General features: G+C 72.5%; 21 protein-coding genes. 11 read left to right on the forward strand and 10 right to left on the reverse strand.

Annotation, left to right across the window (positions count from 1 at the left end; all coding sequences use genetic code 11):
- The first annotated feature begins 49 nt into the window (after positions 1–49).
- Complete coding sequence (locus ABZ098_RS17035) at positions 50–2611, forward strand: FtsX-like permease family protein (RefSeq protein ID WP_356591753.1); 2562 nt, start codon at positions 50–52, stop codon at positions 2609–2611.
- Positions 2612–3201: 590 nt separating this feature from the next.
- Here the strand turns inward: ABZ098_RS17035 and ABZ098_RS17040 are convergent.
- Positions 3202–3723 carry an ATP-binding protein gene (locus ABZ098_RS17040; protein ID WP_356591755.1) on the reverse strand — a complete coding sequence of 174 codons (522 nt, stop codon included), beginning with the start codon at positions 3721–3723 and terminating at the stop codon, positions 3202–3204.
- 185 nt (positions 3724–3908) lie between these two features.
- Entirely contained in the window at positions 3909–4232 is a 324-nt protein-coding gene (locus ABZ098_RS17045; protein WP_356591757.1) for a hypothetical protein, read from the reverse strand.
- A 354-nt stretch (positions 4233–4586) separates the two neighbouring features.
- Here ABZ098_RS17045 and ABZ098_RS17050 point away from each other — a divergent pair, with 354 nt between their 5' ends.
- Positions 4587–5711, forward strand: a complete 1125-nt coding sequence (locus ABZ098_RS17050; protein ID WP_356591759.1) for a PLP-dependent cysteine synthase family protein — start codon at positions 4587–4589, stop codon at positions 5709–5711.
- 195 nt (positions 5712–5906) lie between these two features.
- Positions 5907–7556 (forward strand): serine hydrolase, encoded by a 1650-nt coding sequence (locus ABZ098_RS17055; RefSeq protein ID WP_356591761.1) that lies wholly within the window; start codon positions 5907–5909, stop codon positions 7554–7556.
- A gap of 111 nt (positions 7557–7667) precedes the next feature.
- On the opposite strand, the gene ABZ098_RS17060 is transcribed toward ABZ098_RS17055, so the two are convergent.
- Complete coding sequence (locus ABZ098_RS17060; protein WP_356591763.1) at positions 7668–8138, reverse strand: SRPBCC family protein; 471 nt, start codon at positions 8136–8138, stop codon at positions 7668–7670.
- 50 nt (positions 8139–8188) lie between these two features.
- Entirely contained in the window at positions 8189–9019 is an 831-nt protein-coding gene (locus ABZ098_RS17065) for a DeoR/GlpR family DNA-binding transcription regulator (RefSeq protein ID WP_031060176.1), read from the reverse strand.
- Between the two features lie 292 nt (positions 9020–9311).
- On the opposite strand from ABZ098_RS17065, the gene ABZ098_RS17070 reads away from it, so the two are divergent.
- The gene (locus ABZ098_RS17070) at positions 9312–11648 is read left to right on the forward strand and encodes a hypothetical protein (RefSeq protein WP_356591765.1); all 2337 of its coding nucleotides are present in this window, start codon (positions 9312–9314) and stop codon (positions 11646–11648) included.
- Here ABZ098_RS17070 and ABZ098_RS17075 read toward each other — a convergent pair.
- From ABZ098_RS17075 to ABZ098_RS17090, 4 genes are all read right to left on the reverse strand, one after another.
- Positions 11618–14053 carry a right-handed parallel beta-helix repeat-containing protein gene (locus tag ABZ098_RS17075; RefSeq protein WP_356591767.1) on the reverse strand — a complete coding sequence of 812 codons (2436 nt, stop codon included), beginning with the start codon at positions 14051–14053 and terminating at the stop codon, positions 11618–11620. The genes ABZ098_RS17070 and ABZ098_RS17075 overlap by 31 nt on opposite strands.
- A 111-nt stretch (positions 14054–14164) precedes the next feature.
- Positions 14165–14770 (reverse strand): hypothetical protein, encoded by a 606-nt coding sequence (locus tag ABZ098_RS17080; RefSeq protein WP_356591769.1) that lies wholly within the window; start codon positions 14768–14770, stop codon positions 14165–14167.
- Positions 14771–14992: 222 nt separating this feature from the next.
- Entirely contained in the window at positions 14993–15817 is an 825-nt protein-coding gene (locus ABZ098_RS17085) for an MOSC N-terminal beta barrel domain-containing protein (protein ID WP_356591771.1), read from the reverse strand.
- 42 nt (positions 15818–15859) lie between these two features.
- Positions 15860–16297: a DUF6643 family protein gene (locus ABZ098_RS17090; protein WP_356591773.1), complete on the reverse strand. Its 438-nt coding sequence runs from the start codon at positions 16295–16297 to the stop codon at positions 15860–15862.
- Between the two features lie 298 nt (positions 16298–16595).
- Here ABZ098_RS17090 and ABZ098_RS17095 point away from each other — a divergent pair, with 298 nt between their 5' ends.
- On the forward strand, positions 16596–17801 hold the full coding sequence (locus tag ABZ098_RS17095; protein ID WP_356592325.1) for a TerD family protein: 1206 nt from the start codon (positions 16596–16598) through the stop codon (positions 17799–17801).
- A 4-nt stretch (positions 17802–17805) separates the two neighbouring features.
- Here ABZ098_RS17095 and ABZ098_RS17100 read toward each other — a convergent pair whose 3' ends face one another.
- Positions 17806–19002: a glycosyltransferase gene (locus ABZ098_RS17100; protein WP_356591775.1), complete on the reverse strand. Its 1197-nt coding sequence runs from the start codon at positions 19000–19002 to the stop codon at positions 17806–17808.
- Positions 19003–19041: 39 nt separating this feature from the next.
- Here ABZ098_RS17100 and ABZ098_RS17105 point away from each other — a divergent pair, with 39 nt between their 5' ends.
- Both ABZ098_RS17105 and ABZ098_RS17110 read left to right on the forward strand, forming a co-directional pair.
- Positions 19042–19830, forward strand: coding sequence for an aspartate/glutamate racemase family protein (locus ABZ098_RS17105; RefSeq protein WP_356591777.1), 789 nt, complete (start codon positions 19042–19044; stop codon positions 19828–19830).
- Positions 19831–19919: 89 nt separating this feature from the next.
- Entirely contained in the window at positions 19920–20468 is a 549-nt protein-coding gene (locus tag ABZ098_RS17110; RefSeq protein ID WP_356591787.1) for a hypothetical protein, read from the forward strand.
- Positions 20469–20483: 15 nt separating this feature from the next.
- Here the strand turns inward: ABZ098_RS17110 and ABZ098_RS17115 are convergent, their stop codons facing one another.
- Positions 20484–21512: a hypothetical protein gene (locus tag ABZ098_RS17115; protein WP_356591791.1), complete on the reverse strand. Its 1029-nt coding sequence runs from the start codon at positions 21510–21512 to the stop codon at positions 20484–20486.
- A gap of 229 nt (positions 21513–21741) precedes the next feature.
- Here ABZ098_RS17115 and lnt point away from each other — a divergent pair, with 229 nt between their 5' ends.
- The 4 genes from lnt (at position 21742) to ABZ098_RS17135 (ending at position 26749) form a co-directional block, all read left to right on the forward strand.
- The gene (lnt, locus tag ABZ098_RS17120) at positions 21742–23355 is read left to right on the forward strand and encodes an apolipoprotein N-acyltransferase (protein WP_356591793.1); all 1614 of its coding nucleotides are present in this window, start codon (positions 21742–21744) and stop codon (positions 23353–23355) included.
- A 66-nt stretch (positions 23356–23421) separates the two neighbouring features.
- A complete protein-coding gene (locus ABZ098_RS17125) occupies positions 23422–23901 on the forward strand; it encodes an NUDIX domain-containing protein (protein WP_356591795.1) in 480 nt (159 codons plus the stop codon).
- Positions 23902–23955: 54 nt separating this feature from the next.
- Positions 23956–24756 carry a 3-hydroxybutyrate dehydrogenase gene (locus ABZ098_RS17130; protein WP_356591797.1) on the forward strand — a complete coding sequence of 267 codons (801 nt, stop codon included), beginning with the start codon at positions 23956–23958 and terminating at the stop codon, positions 24754–24756.
- Positions 24757–24829: 73 nt separating this feature from the next.
- Positions 24830–26749 carry a GAF domain-containing protein gene (locus ABZ098_RS17135; protein WP_356591799.1) on the forward strand — a complete coding sequence of 640 codons (1920 nt, stop codon included), beginning with the start codon at positions 24830–24832 and terminating at the stop codon, positions 26747–26749.
- The last annotated feature ends 29 nt before the right edge of the window (positions 26750–26778 follow it).

The following is a 26778-nucleotide window of genomic DNA, read 5'->3' on the forward strand; positions in this document are numbered from 1 at the left end:
CGCCCTCTCGGACCCAGGCTCCCTCGCGGACGCGGACGGAGGATCTCTCATGAACGCGTCACTCCGCCTGAGCGTGTCCTCCCTGCGCGCCCACAAGCGGCGCTTCGCCGGAACCTTCCTCGCCGTGTTCCTCGGCGTCGCCTTCCTCGCCGGAACCCTCGTCATGGGCGACACCCTCCGCGCCGGCTTCGACACCATGTTCGGCAACGCGACCGGCGGCACCGACGCCGTGGTCCGCAGCGCTGGGGCCATCACCACGCCGGGGGAGAGCGAGGGCGTGCGCGAACCGGTCGCCACCGACCTGGTCAGGACCGTGGAACAGGTCCCCGGCGTCGCGGCCGCCGTCCCGGACATCCAGGGCGCCGGCCAACTCGTCGGCGCCGACGGCGAGCCCATCGGCGGCCAGGGCCCGCCCACCCTCGCCGGCAACTGGATCGACGACCCGGAGCTCAACCCGTATCAACTCGCCGAAGGCCGTGCCCCGGAGCGGTCCGGTGAGGTCGTCGTCAACCGAGGCACCGCCGAGAGGGGCGGCCTGAAGATCGGCGACACGACGGTCCTGCGTACGCCCGACCCCGTCGAGGTGACCATCGTCGGCCTCGCGACCTTCGGCGGCGAGGACGGTATGGCCCAGGTGACCTTCACCGGTATGACCCGCGCCGACGCCGAGAAGTACCTCACGGCCAGGCCGGGCGAGGCGTCGAGCATCCAGGTGCGCGCCGGTCCCGGTGTCAGCCAGCGGGAACTCGTCGACCGGCTCACTCCCGTACTGCCCAAGGGAGTCGAGGCGATCACCGGTCAGGAGTCGACCGAGGAGAACACCGACATGATCTCCAGCCAGTTCCTGGCCGTCTTCACGACGTTCCTGCTGGTGTTCTCGGGCGTGGCCCTCCTGGTCGCCACTTTCTCCATCCACAACACCTTCGCGATCGTCGTCGCCCAACGCACCCGTGAGAACGCCCTGTTGCGGGCCCTCGGCGCTTCCCGTCGCCAGGTCACCGCGTCGACGCTGACCGAGGCGAGCGCCGTGGCCGTCACCGCCTCCGCCGCGGGCATCGCCGGCGGCATCGGGATCGCCGCGGGTCTCCAGAGCCTGTTCCCGGCGATCGGATTTCCCTTCCCCGAAGGCGACTTGGTGATCAGCGCGCTGTCGATGGTGCTGCCGCTCGCGGTCGGCGTCGTGGTCTGCCTCGGCTCCGCGCTGCTGCCCGCCGTACGTGCCGGACGCACCGCACCCCTGGCCGCACTGCGCGAGACGGCCGTCGACCAGTCGGGCGCCTCCCGCGTCCGTGCGGTCACCGGGGCCGGCCTGGCCGCGCTCGCGGTGGCCGTCACCCTCACCGGCGTCCTGGTGTCACCGTCCATCTGGCTCGCGGGAACCGGCGCGGTCCTGGCCCTCGTCGCCTTCGTGGTCCTCGGCCCGGTCGCCTCCACGACAGCCGTACGCGTCCTCGGCGGTCCCCTCGACCGGCTCCGCGGCGTCACCGGCTCCCTCGCCCGGCGCAACGCCCTGCGCAGCCCCAGGCGGACGGCCGCCACCGCGAGCGCGCTGATGATCGGCGTGGCCGTGGTCTCGCTGTTCACGGTGTTCGGGGCGTCCCTGAAGGCCACCATGGACCAGACCGTGTCCCGGTCCTTCGCGGGCGATGTCGCCGTCAGCACCCCGTCGTTCGGCGCGGGCGGCAGCGGCCTCAGCCCCCGTCTCGCCGGAGCGCTCGAGTCGCTTCCCGAGGTGGACACGGCTGTCGGCCTCGGCCGGGGTGTCGCCGAAGTCAACGGCGAGGGACGGGCGTTGACCGTCACCGACCCGCTCGCACTGGAGCGCACCTTCGATCTCGGCACCGTCCGCGGCTCCCTGCGCGACCTCGGCACCGACGGCATCGCCATCATCGGCACGGAGGCGGAGAAACAGGGCCTCACGACCGGGGACAAGGCCCGGCTCACCTTCACCGACGGCGAGAAGGGCACTTTCACCGTCCGCGCGGTCTACGGACGGTCCGAACTGGCGGGAGACTACGTCATCACCCGAGCGGCATGGGCCCCGCACCGCACGCAGGACTCCGACACGCTCGTCGCGGTCTCCTTCAAGGACGGCGTGAGCACCGACGAGGGCAAGGCGGCGGTGCAGAAGGTGGCGGCGCGGTACGGCCATCCCGAGGTGCAGACCCGCGAGGAGTACGCGCAGTCCTCGGCTGGAGGCATCGACATGATGCTCACGCTGGTCTACGCGCTGCTCGCCCTCGCGGTCCTCATCGCGCTGCTGGGCATCGCCAACACACTGACCCTCGCGATCCACGAGCGCACCCGCGAACTGGGCCTGCTGAGGGCCGTGGGCCAGACCCGTTCCCAGCTCCGCGCCATGGTGCGCTGGGAGTCGATCCTGGTCGCCGCCTTCGGCACGGTCGGCGGACTCGCCCTGGGCGCCTTCCTGGGCTGGGTCCTGGTCAAGGCCTCGGACGGCACGAGCGACAGCACCTTCGCCTTCGCGGTACCACCCCTGCAACTGGCCGTCGTCGCCCTGGTCGGCCTCACCGCCGGAGCCCTCGCGGGCCTACGCCCGGCCCGCCGCGCCGCCCGCCTCGACGTACTCCGGGCAATCGCGACGGAGTGACAGAGGCGAGACCTCACCAGCGCTCGCCGAGCTGAGCCGGGGCGTGGGCCCCGGGGTAGCGCGGGACGAGCGGGCCGACGCCGGGACGGCGACGCGCGAAGGCTTTCACGAGCCCGCGCCCGCCGTCCCGCCTCGACGACTACGAGGGATCGTCACCGACTCAGACGGTCAAGGGCCCACCGGCGCTCGCTGAGCCGAGTTCGTACGATACGGCCAAGGGCCCACCGGCCCTTGCCGACCTGAGCCGGGGCGTCAGCCGCGACAGAGCCACACAGGGGGCCCGTGTTCGGAACGACGATCGCGCGGGAGCCCTCGCGAGCCTGCGCCCGCCCGACCCGCCCGACCCGCCCGACCCGCCTGTCCCACCCCGCCGCAATACGACCGCTCGCGCCCCGGCGACACGGGCAAGGGTCCACCGCCGGTCACTGAACTGAGCCCGCTCGCCCGCCTGAACAGAGCCGGAGGGTCCCGCAGTTGTCGCGGGCGACGAACGCGTGGTGGCCCGTAGGACTGGAAGCGACCGTCGTCCCGGCGCCGCCTTATGGCGCCCCGCGGCCGAACGAGCAGGAAGAGAAGGTGTCACCGCCCGGTCAGCCGGCAACGGCGGACCGGGCGGGAGCGTGTTCGGGCCTGCGTCCGTCGGCCCGCACCTCGGTGAACCTGAGCGCGCTCTTGTCGAGGACGGTGCGCCGCGGCGGCCGCGCGGCGGCGGGCGTCGGCAGCGTGAACCACACGATCTTCCCCGACTCGCCGTCCGGCCGTACGCCCCAGCTCTCGCTGACCGCGGCGACCATAGCGAGCCCCCGTCCGCACGTGGCGAGCGGCTCGGTGTCCTTGATGTCGGCGACGACCGGCAGACGCGGGTCGTGGTCGTGCACCGAGACCATGAGCCGGTCGAGCAGCAGCTCGATCTCCACGGTGCACGTCTTGTCGGGCTGCGCGTGGCGGTGGACGTTGGTCAACAGCTCCGTCACACCGAGCACGGCCCGGTCTATGAGGGGATCCATATGCCAGTACCGCAACTGTGCGGAAAGGATTCTGCGGACCTGGCCGATCCGCGACGGCAGAGCCTGAAGCTCCACTGTGCAATGCCTGCTTGGGTGACTGATCACGGCTGCGACTCCCCGACGTGAGGTCCGGAAGAACACGGAGTTCGGATCGATCCAGCAGGTGCCTGCGTGAAGCGGCCGCCTGCTGTCGTGCCCGGCGGGCTGGTTTGCAGCGTGATCGCCGGTAAACCCAGAGTGATGTGAGACCAGCGTGACGCAGGAGGCGCATCACCGCAACTCGCGGTGACCTAGTCGCTACGCCCCGCAGCCCTGCGTACGGCCTCGATGAACCGGCGTGCCGCGGGCGGCCCCGGCTCGCCCGGAGCGGGATCGTGCTCGCCCAGGGTCAGCAGGTACCGGTTGCCGTTGAGGTCGGCGAGGGCCCGGTCGTCGGAAGCGAACCAGGGCTTGGAAGCGCGCACCGCCTGGACCGGCGCGCTGTCGATCTCGCTGCCGTAACTGGTGAGCAGTTCCAGTCTGCCGTCGTTGATCCGGACCTGACCGGCCCGGGTGAGCGATCGCAGCCGCTTCCCGATCCGCACGCCCGTAGCCGTGAACTCCGGCTCCGCCATGCCGTCCCGCCCCCTTGTGCGCGTCGGTGTGCCGGCCCGTGCTCCCGCGTGGACCGAGAGCCGGCATCTGTCGTGATCGTGATCCAGTGTGCGCGCCCCCGTTCGAGACGTCCGTCCCGCCCGGTGCAGTCTGCCCGCCAGGGGCGTCGAGCACCAGTACGCATGACATCTCGCCGGAAGCGCCCGGAGCACTCGTCCGAATGCGCCCCCGCCGTCCCGCGCCGTTGTGACCCCAGAGTGCCTTTGAGGCTCTCAAAGGGGTGTTTATGCAGGTGAGAAGCGTGCGGAAGGTGTCTATGATCGAGGCATCGGCCGCGCGACGCGCCGTCGGCGCGAAGTGTTAGGAGCCCCGTCGTGAGCACCCCTCAGCAGACCCGGACCGGCGACACCCCCGACATCGACCGGAGCGACACCGCCTACCGCGGCTGGCTGAAAGACGCCGTCCGCAAGGTACAGGCCGATGCCAACCGCTCGGCCGACACGCACCTCCTGCGCTTCCCGCTCCCGGAGAGGTGGGGTATCGACCTGTACCTCAAGGACGAGTCGACCCACCCCACCGGCAGCCTCAAGCACCGGCTCGCCCGCTCGCTGTTCCTCTACGGCCTGTGCAACGGCTGGATCCGGCCGGGCCGCCCGGTGATCGAGGCGTCCAGTGGTTCCACCGCCGTGTCCGAGGCGTACTTCGCGAAGCTGATCGGCGTGCCCTTCATCGCGGTCATGCCGCGCACGACGAGCGCCGAGAAGATTCGCCTCATCGAGTTCCACGGCGGCCGGTGCCACTTCGTGGACGACCCGCGCACCATGTACGAGGAGTCCGCCCGCCTCGCGGTGGAGACGGGCGGCCACTACATGGACCAGTTCACCTACGCTGAACGGGCCACGGACTGGCGCGGCAACAACAACATCGCCGAATCCATCTTCCGGCAACTGGAGTTGGAGCGTTTCCCGGAGCCCGCGTGGATCGTCGCCACGGCCGGCACCGGCGGCACCTCGGCGACCATCGCCCGGTACGTCCACTACATGCAGCACGACACCCGCATCTGTGTGGCCGATCCGGAGAACTCCTGTTTCTTCGAGGGCTGGAGCACCGGCGATCCGGACGTCACGTGCGACTGCGGCTCGCGCATCGAGGGCATCGGCCGGCCACGTATGGAACCGAGCTTCGTGCCCGGGGCGATCGACCGCATGATGAAGGTCCCGGACGCGGCCAGCGTCGCCGCCGTCCGCGCCCTGGAGCGGGCCATCGGTCGCCGGGCGGGCGGCTCGACCGGCACCGGACTGTGGAGCGCGCTGAAGATCATCGCCGAGATGGTGGCCGAGGGGCGTCGGGGGAGTGTCGTCACCCTCCTCTGCGACCCGGGCGACCGGTACCTGGACAAGTACTACTCGGACGCGTGGCTGGCCGACCAGGGGTTGGACATCGAGCCGTACACGGCGGCGATCGCCACCCTGCTGGAGACGGGCGTCTGGCCCGACTGAGCCCGCCGCCGGCCCGGGCCCTGCCGCTCCGCACTGGTTTCACCGGTGTGCCGCAGGTCGGTCAAGCCGGCCGACAAGCACGTCAGGGTATGCCGTCCGGCCGAAGCGTGGGGCTGGAGGGCCAAACGGGACGACGAGTGACGGACCCCCCGAACGGCCTGCGAAGGCGCGCCAGGCACCGGGGGAGGGATTTACATGGAATCCATGCCCCGACTCGACAGCACAAGCCGCCGGCCACTTCGCTCCGTCGCGGCACTGGGCCTGGTGGCGGCGCTGGCCGTCGGCTGCACCGGGCCCGATGCCGACACGACCGCAGCGGCGGTCGGCCGTGCGGCCGACGCGACGTCGCCGTTGCCCACCGTCCCACCCGCCCAGCCACCGTCACAGCTCACCCGGGCCGAGGTCGAGACCGCGGTGGACCGGCTGGACGGCGTCGTACGCGACGCCATGCGCCGCACCGGTGTGCCCGGGGTGGCCGTGGGTGTGGTGCACGACGACGAGGTGCTGTACCTGAAGGGTTTCGGCGTCCGGGAGGCAGGCACGGACAGCCGGGTCGGAGCGGACACCGTCTTCCAGCTCGCCTCGGTCTCCAAGCCCCTCGCCTCCACCGTGGTCGCCGCGGCCGTGGGGGACAAGACCGTCGGCTGGGACGACCCGGTCGTCGAGCACGAATCCGGTTTCACCCTGAAGGACCCGTGGGTCACCCGCCATGTCACGCTGGCCGACCTGTTCTCGCATCGCAGCGGACTGCCCGACCACGCCGGAGACCTCCTGGAGGACCTCGGCTACGACCGCTCGTACATCCTGAACCACCTCCGCTACCAAGCGCTGGCTCCCTTCCGTGCCCACTACGCGTACACCAACTTCGGGCTGACCGAAGCCGCCGTCGCCACCGCGAGGGCAGCGGGGACCAGTTGGGAGAAGCTGTCCGCCCGGAAGCTGTACGAGCCGCTCGGCATGGACTCCACCAGCTCCTCCTTCGCCGACTACGAGAAGGCGGAGAACAAGGCCGTCCTGCATGTGAGGAGCGGGGACACCTGGCGTGCCGAGCACGTGCGTGACGCTGACGCCCAGAGCCCGGCGGGCGGGGCCAGCTCCACCGTCCGGGACATGACGAAGTGGCTGCGCCTGCAACTGGGCAACGGTACGTTCGACGGGCGGAAGGTCGTCGACGCCGACGCGCTGGAGCAGACACACCTGCCGCACATCGTGTCCGAACCGCCGCACGCTCCCGCGGGCAGAGCCGGGTTCTACGGGCTCGGCTGGAACGTGAGCTACGACGACCAGGGCAGGCTGAAGCTCGGCCACTCCGGCGCCTTCGCGCTGGGGGCGGCCACCCACGTCAGCTTGCTGCCGTCGGAGAAGCTCGGCATCGTCGTCCTGACCAACGGCGAGCCCATCGGCGTGCCCGAGGCGATCGCCACCACGTTCCTCGACACCGCGCAGACGGGCGGACCGACAGTCGACTGGCTGACGTTCCTCGGGCCGATCTTCAAGCAGGCGACCGCGGGAGAACGCTCCGAGGTCGACTACAGCAAGCCGCCGGCCTCACCCGCACCCGCCAAGGCGAACAGCGCCTACACCGGAACGTACGCCAACGAGTACTACGGCCCGATGACCGTCAGCGCCCAGGGGGACGAGCTCACCATGCAACTCGGCCCCAAGAAGCAACGGTTCCCCTTGCGCCACTACGACGGTGACACCTTCAGCTACCGCACCACCGGAGAAAACGCGGTCGGCCTGTCCGGTGTGACCTTCACCGTCGGGTCCGGCGGGCGCGCGGCCAAGGTCCGGGTCGAGAACCTCGACACGACCGGCCTCGGCACCTTCACCAGGAAGGACTAGTCCCGCGCTCCCACGAGCCGGGCGGCCCGACCGGTGATCGCGAACGCGGAACGAGCCTGCGAGCCGCTGGTCCTGATCTTGATCCCCAGGGCCTGCTCCAAACGACAGGTCCTAGTGCGCGAGCCGCCGGTCCAGCCTCCGGACCGCGTCCTGGAAGGCCCGCCCCAGCCCGGCGCGCCCGAGCCTCACCACGACCCGGAACGCCGCCGTGCCGTCCACGGCGAAGGTCCACCGCACACTCGTGCCCGTACCGGCGGGCACGAGCCGCCACTCCTCGGCGATGGCACGGGCGCCGGGCGCGTTGGCCACGTCGACCCGGTAGGCGTACACCTCCGGCTCCTTCGCCGCGATGATCGTCTCCTGGAAGCGCCCGCCGCCCTTGAGGCGGATCTCCCGCGTCGAACCGTCCCCGGTCGAGCGGGCCAGCGTCACCGCCGAGAACCATTCCTCCCAGCCCGGTACGTCCTCGGCGAGCGCCCGGTAGACCTCCTCGGGCGGAGCCGACATCTCCTGCACGAACACCATCCGTACGGGTGCGGTCTCGATGAAGTCGAGCCCCACCTCGCGCAGTTGGTGAGCCATGGCCAACCCCCCAGGGTGTGAACGGGAGAGTCAGCCTAGTTGACGCTCAGTCAGATGTCTGTACCGTCAACGGACTCGCCCGCCACGACCAGCCGCCGCAGATGCTCCGAGACCTCCGCGCGCGCCGACGCCGGCAGCCCCGCGTCCGTCACCAGCGTGTCGACCTGCTCCAGCGAGGCGAACGAACTCAGGCCCACGGTGCCCCACTTGGTGTGGTCGGCGACCACCACGACCCGCCGTGCCGACTGCACGAGCCGCCGGTTGGTCTCGGCCTCCGCGAGGTTCGGCGTCGACAGGCCGGCCTCGACCGATATCCCGTGCACACCGAGGAAGAGCACGTCGAAGTGGAGCGCCCCGATCGCCTGGTCGGCCACCGGCCCCACCAGAGAGTCGGACGGGGTGCGCACCCCGCCGGTCAGCACGACGGTCGCCGCACCCTGACGGGGGCCCGTGGTGCGCTGCGCGGCGTGGAAGACGTCGGCCACCCGCACCGAGTTGGTCACGACGGTCAGATCCGGCACGTCGAGCAGATGGTGGGCCAGCGCGTACGTCGTCGTACCGCCCGACAGGGCGATCGCGGTGCCCGGGGCGACCAGCTCCGCCGCGGAGCGGGCGATGTCCTCCTTGGCGGTCAGCTCCAGACCCGACTTCGCCTCGAAGCCCGGCTCGTGGGTGCTCGCCTCCACCACCGGGACCGCGCCGCCGTGCACCTTCTCCAGTACACCCTGGCGGGCCAGCGCGTCGAGATCGCGCCGTACGGTCATGTCCGACACGCCGAGCTTGCGGGTCAGCTCGTTGACGCGCACCCCGCCTCGGCGCCGGACCTCGTCCAGGATCAGGGCGCGCCGCTGCTCCGCGAGGAGGTTCTGATTCTCACTCACGTACGCTCCGGTCCTTTCGCCGCGGCTGTCCGACATGCCCTGCGCACCCTCTCCCACAAGCACATTTTGCCCGTCCCTGGTGCGCGGGACGTCCCATACTCGCACGGGCCCCCACCCGGAGCGCCACCGACCGCCCCGTCGCGCTCATGTCACCGGGGTGACAGCCGGGCCCGGCGTGTCATCCGGATCGGGGAGATTCGGTGACAAGGGGTGTGCGCGACGCGCCGAGCGGAGATCCTTGTGCCCGCACGGACAGATGCCGACGGCGCGTCACGGGGGAAGTGCGAAGACAGTGGAACGTGTCACGACCACGGGCACGGACGGCTCGCCCGCCCGGCCCGAAGAATCCGGAACCGCCCTGGAACTCCTGGTCCACGGAGTGGGCGGCACCACGCCGGAGAAGATGCTCGACGACCCGCGCACGGTGCGGATCACCGGCGACGACGTCGCGGCCGTCTTCCGGCGCGCCGACGACGTCGACGCCGAGCGGAGACCACGCGACGCGAGCACCGGCCCGGTGCCCGAGGCGTACGTCTGGTGCAACCTCACCTCCGGCAACGGCACCCGCGCCCTGTGGCTGCTGTTACTGCCGTTCATGGTGGTCAACCTCGCCCACTGGATGCGCCCCACCGCCCGCGGCCGCAAACGCACCGTCCGCCTGTACGGCCTGCTGGTACGGCTCGCCGGCCTGACCCTGACCGTTCTGCTGGTCGCCGCCGCCTGCGAGGTCGCCCTGGACCTCGCGGCCTGGCAGTGCGCGGGCACACGCGCGTGCGCCGAGTCGCACACCTGGCTGGGCTTCCTGTCGCCCGACGTGTCAAAGGACGGCTGGTGGAGCAGGCCGGGCCGCCGCCTCGCCCTCGCGGCCCTGGTCCCGGCCGCGCTGACCGGCCTGCTCTGGTACCTGTCCCACCGCACCTGGAGCGCCTACGAGTCCCAGCAGCCCATGTCCCGCGCCGGCGAGCCCGAGGAGGACCACGGCCGCACCGCGCTCGGCCGCCCCGGCTTCTGGTACGGCCGCCGCCTGGTCGCCCGCCTGCGGGCCGCGCACACCGCCGCTGGCCTGGTGACGATCGCGGCGGCGGTCAGTTCCACGGCGGCCCGCTTCGATCGCGCGCCGGGCGGCCCCGCGCTCCTCGACACGCTCGGCAGGCTGCTGCAGGCCGCTCTCGTCGCCGCCGGGTTCGCCGTCGTCTGGGTGGTGTGCCGACGCGGCCGCAGCGAGAAGTACCTCGACCGGCAGCTCGACGAGCACCTCGTACGGCGCCTGCCGCTCGCCGCGCTCCTCCTGTTCGCCCTCGCTGCGGTGTACGCCGGCTGGGAGCGGCCGGGCTGGCAGTCGCACGGCCGGCTGTCGGGGGACGCCACCTTCGGCGGCATCGCCTTCGTGCAGGGACTGCTGGTCGTCGCCCTGGCCGTGGTCGCGCACCTCCTGTACCGCACGCACCCCGACCCGCGCGCCGCGATGCGCGGCCTGGCCGGACCCGCCGTGGCGACGCTGGCCTGCGCCCTGGGCGGCGTGATGTCCGGCGGCGTCTCGCAGCGCGTGGCGGACTGGCTGGACGGCACCGGCACCGGCATCCCCGGCCCGCCGGTCCTGCTGACCTGGCAGGCGTCCGTGATCCCGCTGGTCCTCGTCGTCCTGCTGGGACACTGCGCCTGGCTCGGCCGACGCACCTGGCGCTCCGGCCTGACCCAGGTCGCCACCGTCGAGAGCGAGTACCCCGCCGAGCCCAAGGACGCGGCACGCACCCGCCGCATCGCCCGCACCCGCGCGATGGCGGCGCTGACGGACCGGGGACCCCGCCTCCTCGGAGTCACGTCGGCCAGCACCCTGCTCCTCGGAGCCGCAGCCCTCGTCGGCGCCCTGACCTCCCGCAGGACACCGGCCGGGGCCGCCGAGGGGGCGTACCCCTTCGTCCAGAGCGCCGCCGACACCGCACAGGCCCTCGGCTCCTGGCTGATCGGCCTCGGCTTCATCCTGTTCGTCACCTGGGGCCGGCGCGCCTACAAGGACCCCTCCGCGCGCCGGACCATCGGCATCCTCTGGGACGTGGGCACCTTCTGGCCGCGCGCCGCCCACCCCTTCGCCCCGCCCTGCTACGCCGAGCGCGCGGTACCGGACCTGACCTGGCGGATCGCGACCTGGATCCGCGCCACGCACGGTCGGCTGGTCATCTCGGGACACTCCCAGGGCAGCGTGCTCGCGGCCGCGGCGGCCTGGCAACTGGAGCCGACCGTCCGCAAGCGCGTCGCGCTGCTGACCTACGGCTCCCCGCTGGAGCGCCTCTACGGCCGCTGGTTCCCGGCCCACTTCGGGCCGGCCGCGCTCAGCGCCCTGCACCACGACGTGGACTGCTGGCGCAACCTGTACCGGCTCACCGACCCGATCGGCGGCCCGGTCCGGCTGCCCGGCGACTGCGGCCCCGAGGTGGACCGGGAGCCCCTCAAGGACCCGCTCGCCTACGGCCGCACCGAGCTGCACCCGCTGCCCGCGCCGATCCTGGGCCACTCCGACTACCAGGCCGACCCGGTCTTCGCCGAGGAGCGGGCGAGACTGCTGGGCCGCCTCCAGCCGGACGTGCCGGGCCAGCGGTCTCAGGACGATCCGGGCAGGTCCTCGGCGTAGAGCAGGGTCAGGTCGTCCGTGGTCGGGTCGTCCACCTGGGCGACCCGGCTGGCGTGCCGCTCCACCATCGCCTCGAAGGTCTGGCGCGCGGTACGGCCGTTGCCGAAGGCGGGACCCTTGGGCAGCACCGTGAAGTACTTCAGCAGGGCGTCCGCGGCGCCCGGAGCCAGCCGGTACTCGTGCTCCTCGGCCTGCTGTTCCACGATGCTGAGGAGTTCTTCGGGTTTGTAGTCGCTGAAGGTGATGGTCCGTGAGAAACGGGACGCGACACCGGGGTTGACCGACAGGAACCGCTCCATCTCGGCGGTGTAGCCGGCGACGATCACCACGACCGCGTCCCGGTGGTCCTCCATCAGCTTCACCAGCGTGTCGATGGCCTCCTTGCCGAAGTCCCGGCCCGAGTCCTCCGGCGACAGCGCGTATGCCTCGTCGATGAACAGCACTCCGCCGCGCGCCCTGTCGAAGGCCTCCTGGGTGCGGATCGCCGTGGAACCGATGTGCTCGCCGACCAGGTCGACCCGGGACACCTCGACGAGATGTCCCTTCTCCAGGACACCGAGGGAGGCGAGGATCTCGCCGTAGAGCCGGGCGACCGTCGTCTTGCCGGTGCCGGGGGAGCCGGTGAAGACCAGGTGGCGCTTGACGGACGCCGCCTTGAGACCCGCCTGCCGGCGGCGCCGGCCCACCTCGATCATGTCGGTGAGCGCCCGCACCTCGCGCTTGACGCTGTCCAGGCCCACCAGCGCGTCGAGCTCGCCGAGGACGTCCTTCGAGGTGCGCGACGGCTTCTCCGGCTCGGCCGGGGCGACCAGCGGCTCCTGCTCGGTGACACGCTGCCCGGGGATCGACCCCAGCAGACCGGGGGAGCGGGACTCCGTCTGTACGACCGTCTCCCGGGCCGCGGGCGGGTTCAGACCGCCGCTCTCGTCGCTGGTGCAGTCCTCGACCACGGGACCGGCTCCCGCGGCAGCGTCCGGCGCGTCCGCGAACTCGTAACCCCCGCGCGCGCAGCGCTCCGTGCGGCATTTCCTGAGCGTCGCACGGCAGCCGTCTATGACGTGGAAGCCGTACCCGCCGCTGCCCGTCACCCGGCAGTTCAGGAAGCTGCCGCGGCCGCCCGCCGACACGTAGAAGCCCGCCTCCGCGGGGGAGTCGACCGTGCAGCGCTCGATCGTCGGGTCGGCGCCCTTGGTGACGATCACGCCGGTCTGGGTGCCGTCCACCGTGCAGCCGTTGAGGGTGCCGCCGCTGCCGTGGTCCCGGAACCAGGCACCGGTGGCCGCGTCCCGGATCCGGCAGTCGTCGAGCTGCGCGGTGGCACCGTCGCTCACCGACACGGCGGTGTTGCGCACCTGCGAGATGTCGCTGTCGACGACGTCCGCGCGGGAGCCGCGGTCCAGGACGAACAGGGCGTCCGGCACGTCGTGCACCCGGCAGGAGTCCAGTACGGCGGTGGCGCCGTCGCTGACCCAGACGGCCGGGTAGTCGCCCGTGCTGTCGAAGATCTCGCACTGGTTGGCGTCCACGCGCGTGCCCGGGTCCCACACCGACAGGCCGTTGCGCCCGAACTGACGGACCGTCGTGCGGGTCAGGGTGAGCACCGAGCGGGAGCGCAGGTCGACCGCGTTCTCCGGGATGTCGTGGATACGGCAGTCGGCCAGGGTCAGCACCGCGTCGGTGTCGAGCGTGACGCCGTCGCCGGTGGTGCGGTGCACATCGCAGTCGGTGAGGTGCGCGGTGGCCCGGCCGGTGATCTGGACCCCGCTGCCGCGGACCTCGTAGACCTCGCAACCCACGGCCTCCAGCGCGGAGTTCTCGCCGGTCGCCGCCAGTCCCGCGCCCGCGGTGTGGTGGATGCGGCAGCGCTCCAGGCGGGGGTGGGCGCCGCCGCGCACCGCGACGCCGGACTGGCCGGCCGCCACGATCTCGCACTCCTCGAACACCCCGCCCGCACCGTCCAGTACGGCGATGCCGATGCCGGCCGGGTTGTCGACGGTGCAGCGGCGCACCGTCGGGCGCGCGCCGCCGCGCACCTCTATGCCGGCCGCGGACCGGGTGACCACCCGGATGTCGGTGAGCTCGGGTGTGCCCTCCTCGACGAGCACGGCGGGCGCGGCGGCGTCCTGGCCCTCCACGTGCAGGTCCTGCACCACGGCGGAGGCGCGCACGGTCAACGGCACGCCGTCCACGGGCGCGATGCGCACGGAGCCGGGCGACCCCTCGGGCCCGCGCAGGGTCACCGACCGCTGCACGACGAGGTTCTCCCGGTAGGTGCCGGGCGCGATGGTGAGGACGTCCCCGTCCGCCGCGGCCTCCAGGGCGGCGGCGAGCGACGCGTACTCACCCGTGCGGCGCCGCCACCGCGATGTACCGGTGTGCGTCACCTGGACCGTGCCCTGTGCCATGGCGTTGCCGTGCCCCCACCTCGTAGTACGCGGGTTTGTGCTGCCGAGGGACCTCGGCCGGTCCACCGTAGCGTGCGCGCGGGTGGTGGGTTGACCAGAGCCGTAAGGCCGTCAGCTACCGGTGCCGGTCCGGCCCCAGTCCGGGCCCGCGCGGTCCCAGGCCTGGTCCCAACGGGCGTACCGGCGGCGGACCATGCGCCAGACGGCGAGCCGTCTGCCAGCCTCGACCAGGCCCGCGGTCAGCAGGGCCGCGCCTGTGCCCGCGAGGACGGCATGGGTCGTGGCGGTGGCGGGGTCCAGCGGCCGGGCCGCCGTGCGGCCCTGGAGGTCCGTCCACAGGGTGAAGTGGTCGCCGCGGTGCGGGGTCTCGAGGGCGGCCATGACCGTGCCCTGGCGCGAAGTGCCGTCCGGCGCGGTCCAGTCGGCCACCACCCGGGTGCGCGGCGCCCGCCCCGAGGCGGCCTCGGGGTCGGCGTCCAGCGGCGAGCGTTCCAGTTCGCGGAGCACGGTCGCCGTCACCAGCCGACGGGAATCGTGCTGCTCACGGACCGACCGCTGGAGCGCGTCCTGGGCCGCGGTCCCGGTGAGGGAGCCGATCACCGGTGCGGCGACCAGGATCAGCAGCAGGGCCAGGAGGCCGAGCCACGCCTCGGCCAGATCGGTCCCACGGCGCAGCGGATTGTGCCGCCAACGCCAGAGTCCACTGATCGCTCGCACCGTCCGCACCCCCTTCCCGCTCCGTGATAACCCCCGACGGAGTCGTCCACGCGCGGGACCGGCCGAAGAGAGAGCGAAATCACCTGCGGCCGGGTCCTCTCATGAACTCCTCACGAAGGCTCCAACGTGCGGGCCCCCGGGCGGTGTTCCCGGGCCCGGGCCGGAGTGGATCTCTGGCGGAACCTCGTCCATCGGCCGCTGTCCCGACCCTCCGCCCGCTTCCTATTCGAGGATCGTGACCGGGTCGCCGACCCGGATCGTGCCACGGGACCGGGGGACCAGGTTCTGTCCGAAGACGAGCTTGCCGCCGAGGCGCCGGTGCCGTCCCAGGCTGTGCAGAGGCTCCTTGCCGCGGACGGCCCGGTCCTGGTCGGTGGTGGTCACCACGCACCGCCCGCACATCTTGGCCACCCGGAAGGTGACGTCCCCGATGGCGACGAGCGACCAGTCGTCCTCGGCCCAGGCGTCGGTGCCGCCCACGACCACGTTGGGCCGGAAACGGTTCATCGGCAGGGGGCCCTCGGTCGCGTGCGGGCCGTCGGAGATCAGGGAGTTGAGGGCGTCGAGGGACGCCGCGGAGGTGAGCAGAAGTGGGTACCCGTCGGCGAACGTGACGGTCTCGCCCGGCAGCGCGTACTCGGGCTCGACCGGGCGGCGGGTGGCGGGATCGTCCATGTGGACCAGGCGGGTCCGAGCGCCGAGGTACTCGCTGCACCACGCGTGCGCGGCCGCGTCGGCGGGCACCCCTTCGACTTTGTCCCCGAAGACGTCCAGCGTGACGGTCTCGCCCGGCTCGGGGACCGCCACGGTCAGCGGATCCATGCCGGGCGCGGACAGAACGACGCCGCCGCCGGGCAACAGCTCGGCGGCGGCCAGTGCGAGGCGTGGCTGCTGTCGTTGGGTGACGACCTTTCCCCCGTCGTCGACCAGCGTCCAGCGCCGGTCTCCGGCCAGCCCCCAGGGCTCCACCTCGGCGTCCTGGAGCGTCAGAGCCCGGAACGCCTTGACCGGATGGACATGTATCGACAGCAGCTGCGCATTCCCCATGGGGCCATCGTGCCAGGCGGCACCGACAGTCGGGGAGGTAAATCAGTACGCGCGGTACTGCTGGTTGTTGTACGGATCGTGGTAGGGGGCCGCCGGAGCGGGCCGGGGAGCCGCGGGGCGCATGGCCTCGTAGCCCGTGGCCATGCCCGGACCGGCCGGACGCGGCTGCTGCTGCGGACCGGGATAACCGCGGGGCGCGGCGGCCTGCTGCGGGATGTACGCCGCGGGCGCCTGCTGCAGCGGGGAGGGCTGCTGCGCCTGCGGGTAACCGTAGGAGGGCTGGGAGGGGCCCGCGGGGAGAGCGGGCAGCGCGGACGGCAGAGCGGGCAGGTGGCTTGCCGGGACGTCGTACGCGGCCGGGACCCGGATCGGGGCGATCTGCGGGGTGCCCCGCTCGGCCACGAGTGAGTCGTAGATCGGAGTGTCCGGGAAGGAGGCGGAGTAGTAGCCGCCGCCATAAGTGGAGCGGGGGGAGGTCATGGCACATAAGTTAAGCCCACGATGTGCTGGTTGGGGAGACCGATAAGAGGGTTGTTTTCCGTGTCGGCAGTGACGTGGGACCCCCAATGCGAGCGAACTCGGCAAAAAAGGACGCCAATCCAGGTCCCATCCTTGTAAAGGCCGAGTTCCGAGGGGGTTACCGAGGGTTGGCCGGCGATCTTCCTGTGCGTGGGATGGGAGTTCGCCGTGCCGGGGGAATAAGTTGAGCGGGTAAGAACTCCAAGGACCGCCGGGGCGCGTCCTGGCCTGCCGACACCCGATGGGGGCGGACATGTCAATGCCGAAAGGATCGAACGCTCCGGTGCCCGCGACGGCACTGCGCGTCGAATTGGGCTGGCGCACCGGACCGGGGGTCCCCGACGCGGATGCCTCGGCCCTGCTGCTCGTCGGCGGAAAGGTCCGTTCCGACGCCGACTTCGTCTTCTACAACCAGCCGCAGCACTCCTCCGGAGCCGTCCGCCACGAGGGCAAACGGACCGACGGCGGCCGCGTGACCGACACACTGCTCGTCGATCTCGCGCGCGTGGAGCCGTCGGTGGAGACCGTCGTACTCGCCGCTTCCGCGGACGGCGGGACCTTCGCCCGCATCCCGGATCTTTACATCGAGGTGCGGGATGCGGCGCGGGGCAACGTGGCCGCGCGGTTCGACAGCACGGGTGCCACCGTAGAAACCGCTTTCGTCCTCGGGGAGTTCTATCGCCGTCAGGGTGTTTGGAAATTCCGCGCCGTCGGTCAGGGCTACGACAGCGGACTGGAAGGCCTGGCAACGGACTTCGGCATCACCGTGGACGAGCCCCAGCGGGCGGCACCCGTGGCGCCACCACCGACCCCTTCCTCACCACCGGTCAGCCTCTCCAAAATCACGCTCACCAAGGCGGCCCCCTCCGTCTCCCTCGCCAAACAGGGCGGTACCTCGGGTGCGATGCGGGTGAACCTCAACTGGCAGGTGCACAAACAGTTCTCGGGCTGGGGCGGCAAACGCGGCCGCGCGGTGGCCATGCACGCCGACCTCGACCTCGACCTGTGCGCCCTGTACGAGCTCGCCGACGGCCGCAAAGGAGTCGTACAGGCGCTGGGCAACGCCTATGGAGCCCTGCACCAGCCGCCGTACATCCACCTCGACGGCGACGACCGCACCGGTGCCGTCGCAAGCGGCGAGAACCTCACCGTCAACCTCGACCACAAGCGGGACTTCCGGCGCATCCTCGTCTTCGTGACCATCTACGAGGGGGCGCGTTCCTTCGCCGACCTGCACGCCACGGTCACCCTCCAGCCGCAGCACGGCGCCCCCATCGACTTCTCCCTCGACGAGTGCACCGTGCCCTCGACGGTGTGCGCGCTGGCCCTGATCACCAGCACCGGCGACGACCTGGTCGTCCAGCGCGAGGCCCGCTACCTGGTGCCCGAGCGCGGGGTGAGCCCGCAGCGGACCGTGGACCAGGCCTACGGCTGGGGCATGAACTGGACGCCGGGCCGCAAGTGAGGCCTCAGCGCTCCTCGCCGACGACCGCGTCCGGGCGGGCGTAGGTCCGGCCCTTCCAGGCCGCGCCCCGCCCGCGGTAGTGCTGCACCGCCGAGTCGACCGTCATGAGGAGATAGAGGAACGCGGTGAACGGCAGCAGGGGAGCGAGCCACAGCGGCTGCCGGTAGTAGCGGAGCATCGGCACGTACGTCCCCGTCATGACCAGCCACGCGAGGGCCCCGGGCACCACGGTCGCCGCGCTTCTCGTCGCCAGGCCCGTGACGACGGTGACCGGCGGCACCAGGTAGACCAGCGCGAGCCCGGCCACCGTGCCCAGCAGCACCAGGGGGTTGTGGCGGAGCTGGGCGTACGCGCTGCGCGACACCATCCGCCACAGGTCGTGCAGCCGGGGATAGGGGCGCACGCTGTCCACCCGCTCGGCGAGACCCAGCCAGATGTGGCCGCCGCCCCCCTTGACGGCCCGCGCGAGGGCCACGTCGTCGATGACTGCGTGCCGGATGGCGTCCGGGATCCGCGCCCGCTCGGCGGTCTCGGCGCGCAGCAGGACACAGCCGCCCGCCGCAGCCGCCGTCCGCGCACCCCGCCTGCCGATCCGCCGGAACGGATACAGCTGCGCGAAGAAGTAGACGAACGCCGGCACCACGAGCCGCTCCCACAGACTCTCCACCCGCAGCCGTGCCATCTGCGAGACCATGTCGAAGCCGCCGGCGTGCGCGGCGGCGACCAGCCGCCGCAGACTGTCCGGCCCGTGGGCGATGTCGGCGTCCGTCAGCAGCAGGTACTCGGGCCCACGCGCGCGTGCGAGGCCGATGCCGTGGCGTACGGCCCACAGCTTGCCCGTCCACCCGGCCGGCGGCTCACCCGGAGAGGACACGGTCAACGGCAGTCCGCCGTGCCGACGCGCCAGCTCGCGTGCCAGCTCCCCGGTGCCGTCCGTACTGCCGTCGTCGACGAGGAAGACCTCCGCGCGCCCCGGGTAGTCCTGGGCGAGAACAGAGGGCAGGCTCGCGGGCAGCACCTCGGCCTCGTCGCGAGCCGGCACCACCACCGCCACGGAGGGCCAGGCCTCCGGATCCCGCTCCGGCGGCAGTCTCACGTCCGTACGCCAGAAGAAGCCCTGGCACAGCAGCAGCCACAACCAGGCGGCGAGGGATACGGCGGCAATCCACGCGACGGCGCTCACGCGCGCAGTCTGCCCCACGCAACCGGCCCCCAAGGGCTCATCGTCTATCGTGGCCGGGTGAAGATCGCGCTCTTGGACTCCGGAATCGGTCTGCTGGCGGCCACCGCCGCGGTACGGCGACTGCGCCCCGACGCCGATCTCGTGCTCTCCCTCGACCCCGACGGCATGCCGTGGGGCCCCCGGACACCGGACGACATCATCGCGCGCGCCCTGGCCCTCGCCGAGGCCGCCGCCGCGCATGACCCCGAGGCCCTGATCATCGGCTGCAATACCGCCACCGTGCACGCCCTGACCGCCCTGCGCGCCCGCCTCGAACCGGAACTGCCGGTCATCGGCACCGTGCCCGCGATCAAGCCCGCCGCGGCGGCCGGCGGCCCCTTCGCCATCTGGGCGACCCCCGCCACCACCGGCAGCCCGTACCAGCGCGGCCTGCTCAAGGAGTTCGCCGACGGCGTGCCCGCCACCGAGGTCCCCTGCCACGGCCTCGCCGAGGCGGTGGAGCACGCCGACGAGGCGGCCATCGACGCCGCCGTCGCCGCGGCCGCCGCCCTGACGCCCGCCGACGTGACGACCGTCGTCCTCGGCTGCACCCACTACGAACTGGTCGCCGAGCGCATCCGCGCCGCCGTGCAGCGCCCCGGCCGTCCGCCGCTCGTCCTGCACGGCTCCGCCGGAGCGGTCGCCGCCCAGGCGCTGCGCCGGATCGGCGAGCAGCCCGCGCCCCAGGCCGCGGCCACCGGCACCCTCACGGTGCTGCTGAGCGGACGCGAGGGCACCACCCTGCCCGCGCCCGCCCTGGCCTACGCGGAGGGCCGGCTCCTGCGAACGGCCACCCCCGCCCGCTGAGCGGCACGGGCGGCCGGAATGCCCCGCCCGGAGCAGTCACTCTGTGCGACGACCTACCCGCGCGGCGAAACCTGAGTAATCTCGTAGGCATGAGGGACCACCTCCACGGCGAGCACACCTCGCACCACACCGACGTCTGGACCGGCCGCGCCTCCAACCGGATCCAATGGCTGCTGGCGTGCGGGGGCGCCGCGATCGTGGCGCTCGGCATCGAGCTCGCCGTCGACTCGGCGTGGACCTCCGGCATCGCGCCGCTCGTCATGTCCGTGGTCGGCTGCATCGCGGCAGGACTGCTGGTCCTCTTCCTCACGCTCGCCTTCGTCCATGTCGCGCTCAGGGTCGACATGGACTTCCTGGAGGTGCGCTGCGGCCACATCGGCGTGCCGCGCCGCCGGATCCCGCTCGCCCACGTCGCCGGAGCCGAGTTCGTCCCGCACGTCACGCCGCGGCACTGGGGCGGCTGGGGCTACCGCTGGCGCCCCGAGAAGGGGACCGCCGTCGTCGTACGCCGTGGTGAGGGTCTCGTCCTTCAACTCTGGGACGGCCACACGTTCACGGTCACCGTGGACGACGCGGAGGCCGCCGTGCGCATCATCCGCGACCGGCTGCGGCCCAAGGCAGCGGGTCCGCGCCCCTGAGACCGGACCGACCGGTCACCTGCGGGCCGGTCCGTCCGTGAGCGGGAGGGCCGTCGCCAGACCCGCCAGGAACCCGACGCCCACCGACACCATCGTGAAGCTCAGCGCGTTGCCGACCGCGGCGATCGCCGCCAGCGCCGTCAGAGCCGCGCCCGCGGTGAGGACGACCGGCGTGGGGCGGGGAGAGCGCCACAGCGCGTACAACAGCCAGCAGAACGCCGCCGCCAGCAGCAGCACCCCGGTCACGCCCTGCTCGGCGGCCATCTGCAGTGGTGCCGAGTGCGGTTTCCCGTCGGGCAGCACGGACTGGGCCGCCGTCGCGCTGAGCTCCCCGAAGCGGCCAGGACCCACCCCGAGGGCGGTGTCCTCGCGGGCCAGGTGGAGGGCGTCGTGCCACAGGCCGATCCGGTGCGGGGTGAGCCGGCCGCGCAGTGCCCCGGCGAGCCCGTCCGGTACCGCGTTCGCGGCCACCGCCCAGGTCAGGCCGGTCACCGCGGCCGCGGCAAGGACGAGACCGGCCATGCCCGGACCGCGGTGGCGCATCCGGCCCGAGGCCAGCGAGCAGAGCAGCACCGCGGTGCAGGTGATGAGTCCGGGCACCGAACCCAGGGCGGCCGAGGCCACCGCGATGCCGGCGGCCAACAGCCGCAGCAGGGCTCGCAGGGCGGGGGAGCCGGTGGTCCAGGCGGCGCAGCACGCGGCGCCGGTGGCCAGCGTCAGGAGGGCGGCGGTGGCGCCCGCGTGACCCAGCGGACCGACGATCTCCGGTCCGGGGGCGAGATGGGGGAGGCCGACCGTCAGGCCCAGTCCGGTCAGGGCGGCGGCGCACGGGGCGGCGACCGGCAGCAGCGCCCCCGAGATCCGGCCGGCGGCATATCCCGCGGCGACGGCCAGCAGGGCGAGGAGCACGCCCTCCGGACGCCCGTCGTGGGCGGCCGCGGTGATCAGCGACCAGGCGGCGCAGGCGCCGAGCACCAGTACGCCCACCACGTCGGAAACGTTTCGTCTGTCGCCTTCCTCCTCGGAACCGGCCACAGACGCCATCCCCGTGGAACCCACCCCGCCCCCCGAAACGCCGGTCCCCCGACCTGTGGCCCCCGCGGCCCGGACGCTCTGCGCGCGTACGGCAGGGACTTCGGCACACCGTAACCGCTGATGGGTGATTTGTGGACGAGTTGTGCGGGATCCACGCGGCGCGGGCGCGTGAGCGGCGCCACGGTCAGCAGGCGGACCGCGCTGTGGACGCCGAGGTCAACCGCCGTACACTCCCGGAGTGACCGTCACCGCAACTTCCGTGGACGAGTCGGACCGGCTGGAACCGCAGTCCGCGCCCGCCTCCCGCTGGGCCGCCCGGCTCCGCCGTCTCGTCCCGGCCGCCGCAGCGGCGCTCTCCGGAGTGCTGCTCTACGTCAGTTTCCCGCCACGCACCCTGTGGTGGCTGGCCCTGCCCGCCTTCGCCGTCTTCGGCTGGGTGCTGCGCGGCCGTGGCTGGAAGGCGGCCTTCGGTCTCGGCTATCTCTTCGGCCTGGGGTTCCTGCTGCCCCTGCTGGTGTGGACCGGCGTCGAGGTCGGTCCCGTGCCCTGGCTCGCCCTGGTGGCGATCGAGGCGATCTTCGTCGCGCTGGTCGGCGTGGGCGTCGCCGCCGTCTCGAAGCTGCCCGGCGCCCCGGTGTGGGCGGCCGCCGTGTGGATCGCCGGAGAAGCGGCACGCGCGCGTGCTCCGTTCGACGGCTTCCCCTGGGGCAAGATCGCGTTCGGTCAGGCCGACGGCGTCTTCCTGCCGCTCGCCGCGCTGGGCGGCACACCCGTGCTGGGCTTCGCCGTCGTGCTGTGCGGTTTCGGGCTGTACGAGATCGCGCGGCTGGTCGTGGAGCGGCGGCGCACCGGTGCCGTACGGCGTCCGGCCGCCGCCGTCGCCCTGCTGAGCGTGGCCGTACCGGTGGTCGGAGCGCTCGCGGCCCGGACACTGGTGAGCGACAAGGCCGAGGACGGCACCGTGACCGTCGCGGCCATCCAGGGCAACGTGCCGCGCGCGGGGCTTGAGTTCAACGCCCAGCGGCGAGCCGTGCTCGACTACCACGCGCGCGAGACCGAGCGGCTGGCCGCCGAGGTGAAGGCCGGCAAGATCGAGAAGCCGGACATCGTGCTGTGGCCGGAGAACTCCTCCGACGTCGACCCCTACGCCGACGCGGACGCGGCCGCGGTCATCGAGCAGGCGGCCAAGGCCATCGACGCGCCGATCTCCGTCGGCGGCGTCGTCGAGCGGGACGGCAAGCTCTACAACGAGCAGATCCTGTGGGACCCGGTCAAGGGCCCCACCGACACCTACGACAAGCGGCAGATCCAGCCGTTCGGCGAGTACCTGCCCCTGCGCGGGCTCGTCGGCGCGATCAACAAGAACTGGACCTCCATGGTCCACCAGGACTTCAGCCGCGGCACCAAGCCGGGCGTGTTCCAGATGGCCGACGCCAAGGTCGGCCTGGTCACCTGCTACGAGGCCGCCTTCGACTGGGCCGTGCGCTCCGAGGTGACCGACGGCGCACAGCTCATCTCCGTACCGAGCAACAACGCGACCTTCGACCGCAGCGAGATGACCTTCCAGCAGCTCGCGATGTCCCGGGTACGCGCCGTGGAGCACAGCCGGACCGTCACCGTGCCGGTGACCAGCGGCGTCAGCGCGATCATCATGCCGGACGGGCGGATCACCCAGAAGACCGGCATGTTCGTGCCCGCCTCGCTGGTGCAGAAGGTGCCGCTCAGGTCGACGGAGACGCCGGCGACCCGCCTCGGCACCCTGCCGGAGCTGGCCCTGGTGCTGATCGCCGCGGGCGGGCTCGGCTGGGCGATCGGCTCGGGACTGCGCGGACGCCGCTCCCAGGGCGTGTGACGTACGCCGATCCTGCGCCCACCGAAAGATCACCAGGGTGTCGTCGACGCCGGTTAGGGTCGCTTCATGGCTACCCCTGACTTCATCCGCACGCTTCGGACGTCCATAGGTCACGACCCCCTCTGGCTCCCCGGCGTCAGCGCCGTCGTCCTCGACGACGACGGCAGAGTGCTGCTCAACCGCCGCTCGGACACCCGCAAGTGGTCGCTGATCGGCGGCATCCCGGAACCGGGGGAGCAGCCCGCGGCCTGCGCGGTGCGGGAGGTCGAGGAGGAGACGGGCGTGCGCTGCGCCGTGGAGCGGGTGATCGTCGTCCAGGCGCTCAAGCCCGTGACCTACGAGAACGGCGACGTCTGCCAGTACATGGACATCACGTTCCGCTGCCGGGCCCTCGGCGGCGAGGCGCGGGTCAACGACGACGAGTCACTCGACGTCGGGTGGTTCGCGGTGGACGCGCTGCCCGCGCTGGACGAGTTCGGCATGCTGCGGATCAAGCAGGCGCTGATGGACGCACCCACATGGTTCGACCCCACGACTTCCGAGTGAAGTATGGGGTGTGACCATATGTGGTCCGGGCGGGGCGCTGCCTAGGGTCGGAGCATGACCGGCAGCAGCGCCCTCCCGGGCCCCCACGCCCCCACGCTCGACCTCGGCGGCCGCACCGCCCTCGTCACCGGCGCCGCCGGCGGCATCGGCCGCGCCTGTGCGCTGCGGCTGGCAGCCGCCGGGGCCAAGGTGAGAGCGGTCGACCGGGACGCCGCCGGACTGGAGGCGCTCGCCGAACGGTCCGCCGGACTGGCGGGCACCCTCGAACCGCATGTCCTCGACCTCACCGACCTGGACGCCGCCGAGCACGCCGCCGCGGGCACCGACGTCCTCGTCAACAACGCGGGCCTCCAACTGGTGCGCCCCATCGAGGAGTTCCCGCCCGAGGTGTTCCACACGGTGCTCACCGTGATGCTGGAGGCACCGTTCCGTCTGATCCGCGGCGCCCTGCCCCACATGTACGGACAGGGGTGGGGACGGATCGTCAACGTGTCCTCGGTGCACGGTCTGCGCGCCTCGGCCTACAAGGCGGCCTACGTGGCCGCCAAACACGGTCTGGAGGGTCTGTCCAAGACGGCCGCCCTCGAAGGCGCCCCCCATGGCGTGACCTCGAACTGTGTGAACCCCGCCTATGTGCGCACCCCCCTGGTCGAGCGGCAGATCACCGACCAGGCCCGGGCGCACGGCATCCCCGAGGAACGGGTGGTCTCCGAGGTGCTCCTCCAGGACAGCGCGCTCAAGCGGCTCATCGAGCCGGAGGAGGTCGCCGAGGCCGTCGCGTACCTGTGCGGCCCGCAGGCGTCCTTCGTCACCGGTACCTCGCTCGTCCTCGACGGCGGCTGGACCGCGCACTGAGCACCGAACGGTGCCGGACCGGAGTTTTCCACAGGCCTGACGGGGTGAGCGTGCGATGAGCAATCCTGAGGGCATGTCCAGCGATCACACGCAGTCCGTCGAGCGCCCCGTCGGCAGTGCCGAGGCCCCCTTCCTCGACCTGCTCGCCAGGGGCGCGTCCGCCGACGCCTACGAGCAGCCGGTGCTGATCGCCCGCGCCGAGGGAAGGCCTGCGGAGTGGATCGCCGCCCTCGAGGAGGCCAAGGCGGTTGCCCTGCGCGTGCGCTCCGAGCTGGAGGGCCGGCGACGGCGGGAGGCCGAGCTGTCCGCGCTGTTCGAGACCGCCCACGACCTGGCCGGGCTCCGGGACCTCGACGCCGTGCTGCGGGCCATCGTGCAGCGCGCCCGCTCCCTGCTGGGCACGGACGTGGCCTACCTCAGCCTGAACGACCCGGTGCGGGGCGACACCTACATGCGGGTCACGGAGGGCTCGGTCGCGGCCCGCTTCCAGCAACTGCGGCTCGGGATGGGCGAGGGGCTCGGCGGACTGGTCGCCCAGACCGCCCGCCCCTACGTCACCGACGACTACTTCAAGGACGACCGCTTCCAGCACACCCTCACCATCGACTCCGGCGTACGGGACGAGGGCCTGGTCGCCATCCTCGGCGTGCCGCTGACACTGGGGCACCACGTCATCGGCGTGCTGTTCGCGGCGGACCGGCGGGCCCGGGTCTTCGAGCGGGAGCAGATCGCGCTCCTCGGATCGTTCGCCGCCCTGGCCGCGGCCGCCATCGACACCGCGAACCTGCTGACCGAGACCCGCTCGGCCCTGACCGAGCTGGAGCGGGCCAACGAGATCATCCGGGATCGCAGCGGTGTCATCGAGCGCGCCTCCGACGTCCACGACCGGCTCGCCGAACTGGTGCTGCGCGGCGGCGGGGTGCACGACGTGGCCGCGGCCGTCTCCGAAATCCTCGACGGCACGGTCGAGTTCGCCGACATCGCACCCTCCGAGGCACTGGAGGCGTCCCGCGCCGAGGGCCACGCCGTACGGCACGGGGACGACTGGATCGCCGCCGTCGCCGCCGGCGGAGAGCTCCTGGGGGCGCTCGTGCTGCGCGGCCACCCCGGGCTCGACCCCGTGGACCAGCGCACCCTGGAGCGGGCCGCGATGGTCACCTCGCTGCTCCTGCTGGCCAGACGTTCCGCCGCCGAGGCCGAACAACGGGTGCGCGGCGAGCTCCTGGACGACCTGCTCGACGCCCGGGACCGGGACCCCCGGCTGCTGCGCGAGCGGGCCGCCCGCCTGGACGCCGACCTCGACGCCACCCACGTCGTGCTGGCCGCCCGACTCGACGGCCCCGCGGCCGACGCCGACCAGGAGGCGGCCGCCCGCCGGCGCCTGTGGTCCGCGGCCTCCCACCTCGCCGCCACCCGGCACGGCCTGGCCGCCGCCCGCGACGGCGGCACCGTCCTGCTGCTGCCCCTCACCGCCGGGGACACGGCCACCGAACTGGCCCGCCGCACCGCCGGGCACCTCGGTACAGCCGTCCACGAGGCGGTGACCGTCGGCGCCTCGGCCCCGGTCCGTGACCTCGCCGTCCACCTGGACGCCGTGGCCGCCGCCTACGAGGAGGGCCGGCGCTGCCTCGACGCGCTGCGCCTCCTGGGCCGCTCGGGGGACGGAGCCGCCGCCGAGGACTTCGGGTTCCTCGGGCTGCTCCTGGCCGGAGACCGGGACATCGCGGGCTTCGTGGACCGCACCATCGGCCAGGTGGTCGCCTACGACGACCGGCGGGGCACCGACCTGCTGCGCACCCTCGACGCCTACTTCGCGTGCGGGATGAGCCCGGCCCGCACCAAGGACGAGCTGCACGTCCATGTGAACACCGTCGCCCAGCGCCTGGAGCGGGTGGGCCGTCTGCTCGGCGAGGACTGGCAGAGCCCGGCCCGCGCGCTGGAGATACAACTCGCGCTGCGGCTGCACCGGTTGTCGGCGCCGACACGGACCTGAACCCCGTACGCACGGGCGTACGGGGGCCG

This window comes from Streptomyces sp. NPDC006335 (assembly GCF_040612795.1).
Taxonomy (GTDB): Bacteria; Actinomycetota; Actinomycetes; order Streptomycetales; family Streptomycetaceae; genus Streptomyces.

Bases quoted from the DNA above. Each gene is read 5' to 3' on its own strand.
- ABZ098_RS17125 (WP_356591795.1), top strand. From the start codon at position 23,422: ATGGCTACCCCTGACTTCATCCGCACGCTTCGGACGTCCATAGGTCAC.
- ABZ098_RS17095 (WP_356592325.1), top strand. From the start codon at position 16,596: ATGCCGAAAGGATCGAACGCTCCGGTGCCCGCGACGGCACTGCGCGTC.
- ABZ098_RS17085 (WP_356591771.1), bottom strand. From the start codon at position 15,817: ATGGGGAATGCGCAGCTGCTGTCGATACATGTCCATCCGGTCAAGGCG.
- ABZ098_RS17045 (WP_356591757.1), bottom strand. From the start codon at position 4,232: ATGGCGGAGCCGGAGTTCACGGCTACGGGCGTGCGGATCGGGAAGCGG.
- ABZ098_RS17130 (WP_356591797.1), top strand. From the start codon at position 23,956: ATGACCGGCAGCAGCGCCCTCCCGGGCCCCCACGCCCCCACGCTCGAC.
- ABZ098_RS17115 (WP_356591791.1), bottom strand. From the start codon at position 21,512: ATGGCGTCTGTGGCCGGTTCCGAGGAGGAAGGCGACAGACGAAACGTT.
- ABZ098_RS17090 (WP_356591773.1), bottom strand. From the start codon at position 16,297: ATGACCTCCCCCCGCTCCACTTATGGCGGCGGCTACTACTCCGCCTCC.
- ABZ098_RS17110 (WP_356591787.1), top strand. From the start codon at position 19,920: ATGAGGGACCACCTCCACGGCGAGCACACCTCGCACCACACCGACGTC.
- ABZ098_RS17035 (WP_356591753.1), top strand. From the start codon at position 50: ATGAACGCGTCACTCCGCCTGAGCGTGTCCTCCCTGCGCGCCCACAAG.
- ABZ098_RS17055 (WP_356591761.1), top strand. From the start codon at position 5,907: ATGGAATCCATGCCCCGACTCGACAGCACAAGCCGCCGGCCACTTCGC.
- ABZ098_RS17135 (WP_356591799.1), top strand. From the start codon at position 24,830: ATGTCCAGCGATCACACGCAGTCCGTCGAGCGCCCCGTCGGCAGTGCC.
- ABZ098_RS17060 (WP_356591763.1), bottom strand. From the start codon at position 8,138: ATGGCTCACCAACTGCGCGAGGTGGGGCTCGACTTCATCGAGACCGCA.
- ABZ098_RS17075 (WP_356591767.1), bottom strand. From the start codon at position 14,053: ATGGCACAGGGCACGGTCCAGGTGACGCACACCGGTACATCGCGGTGG.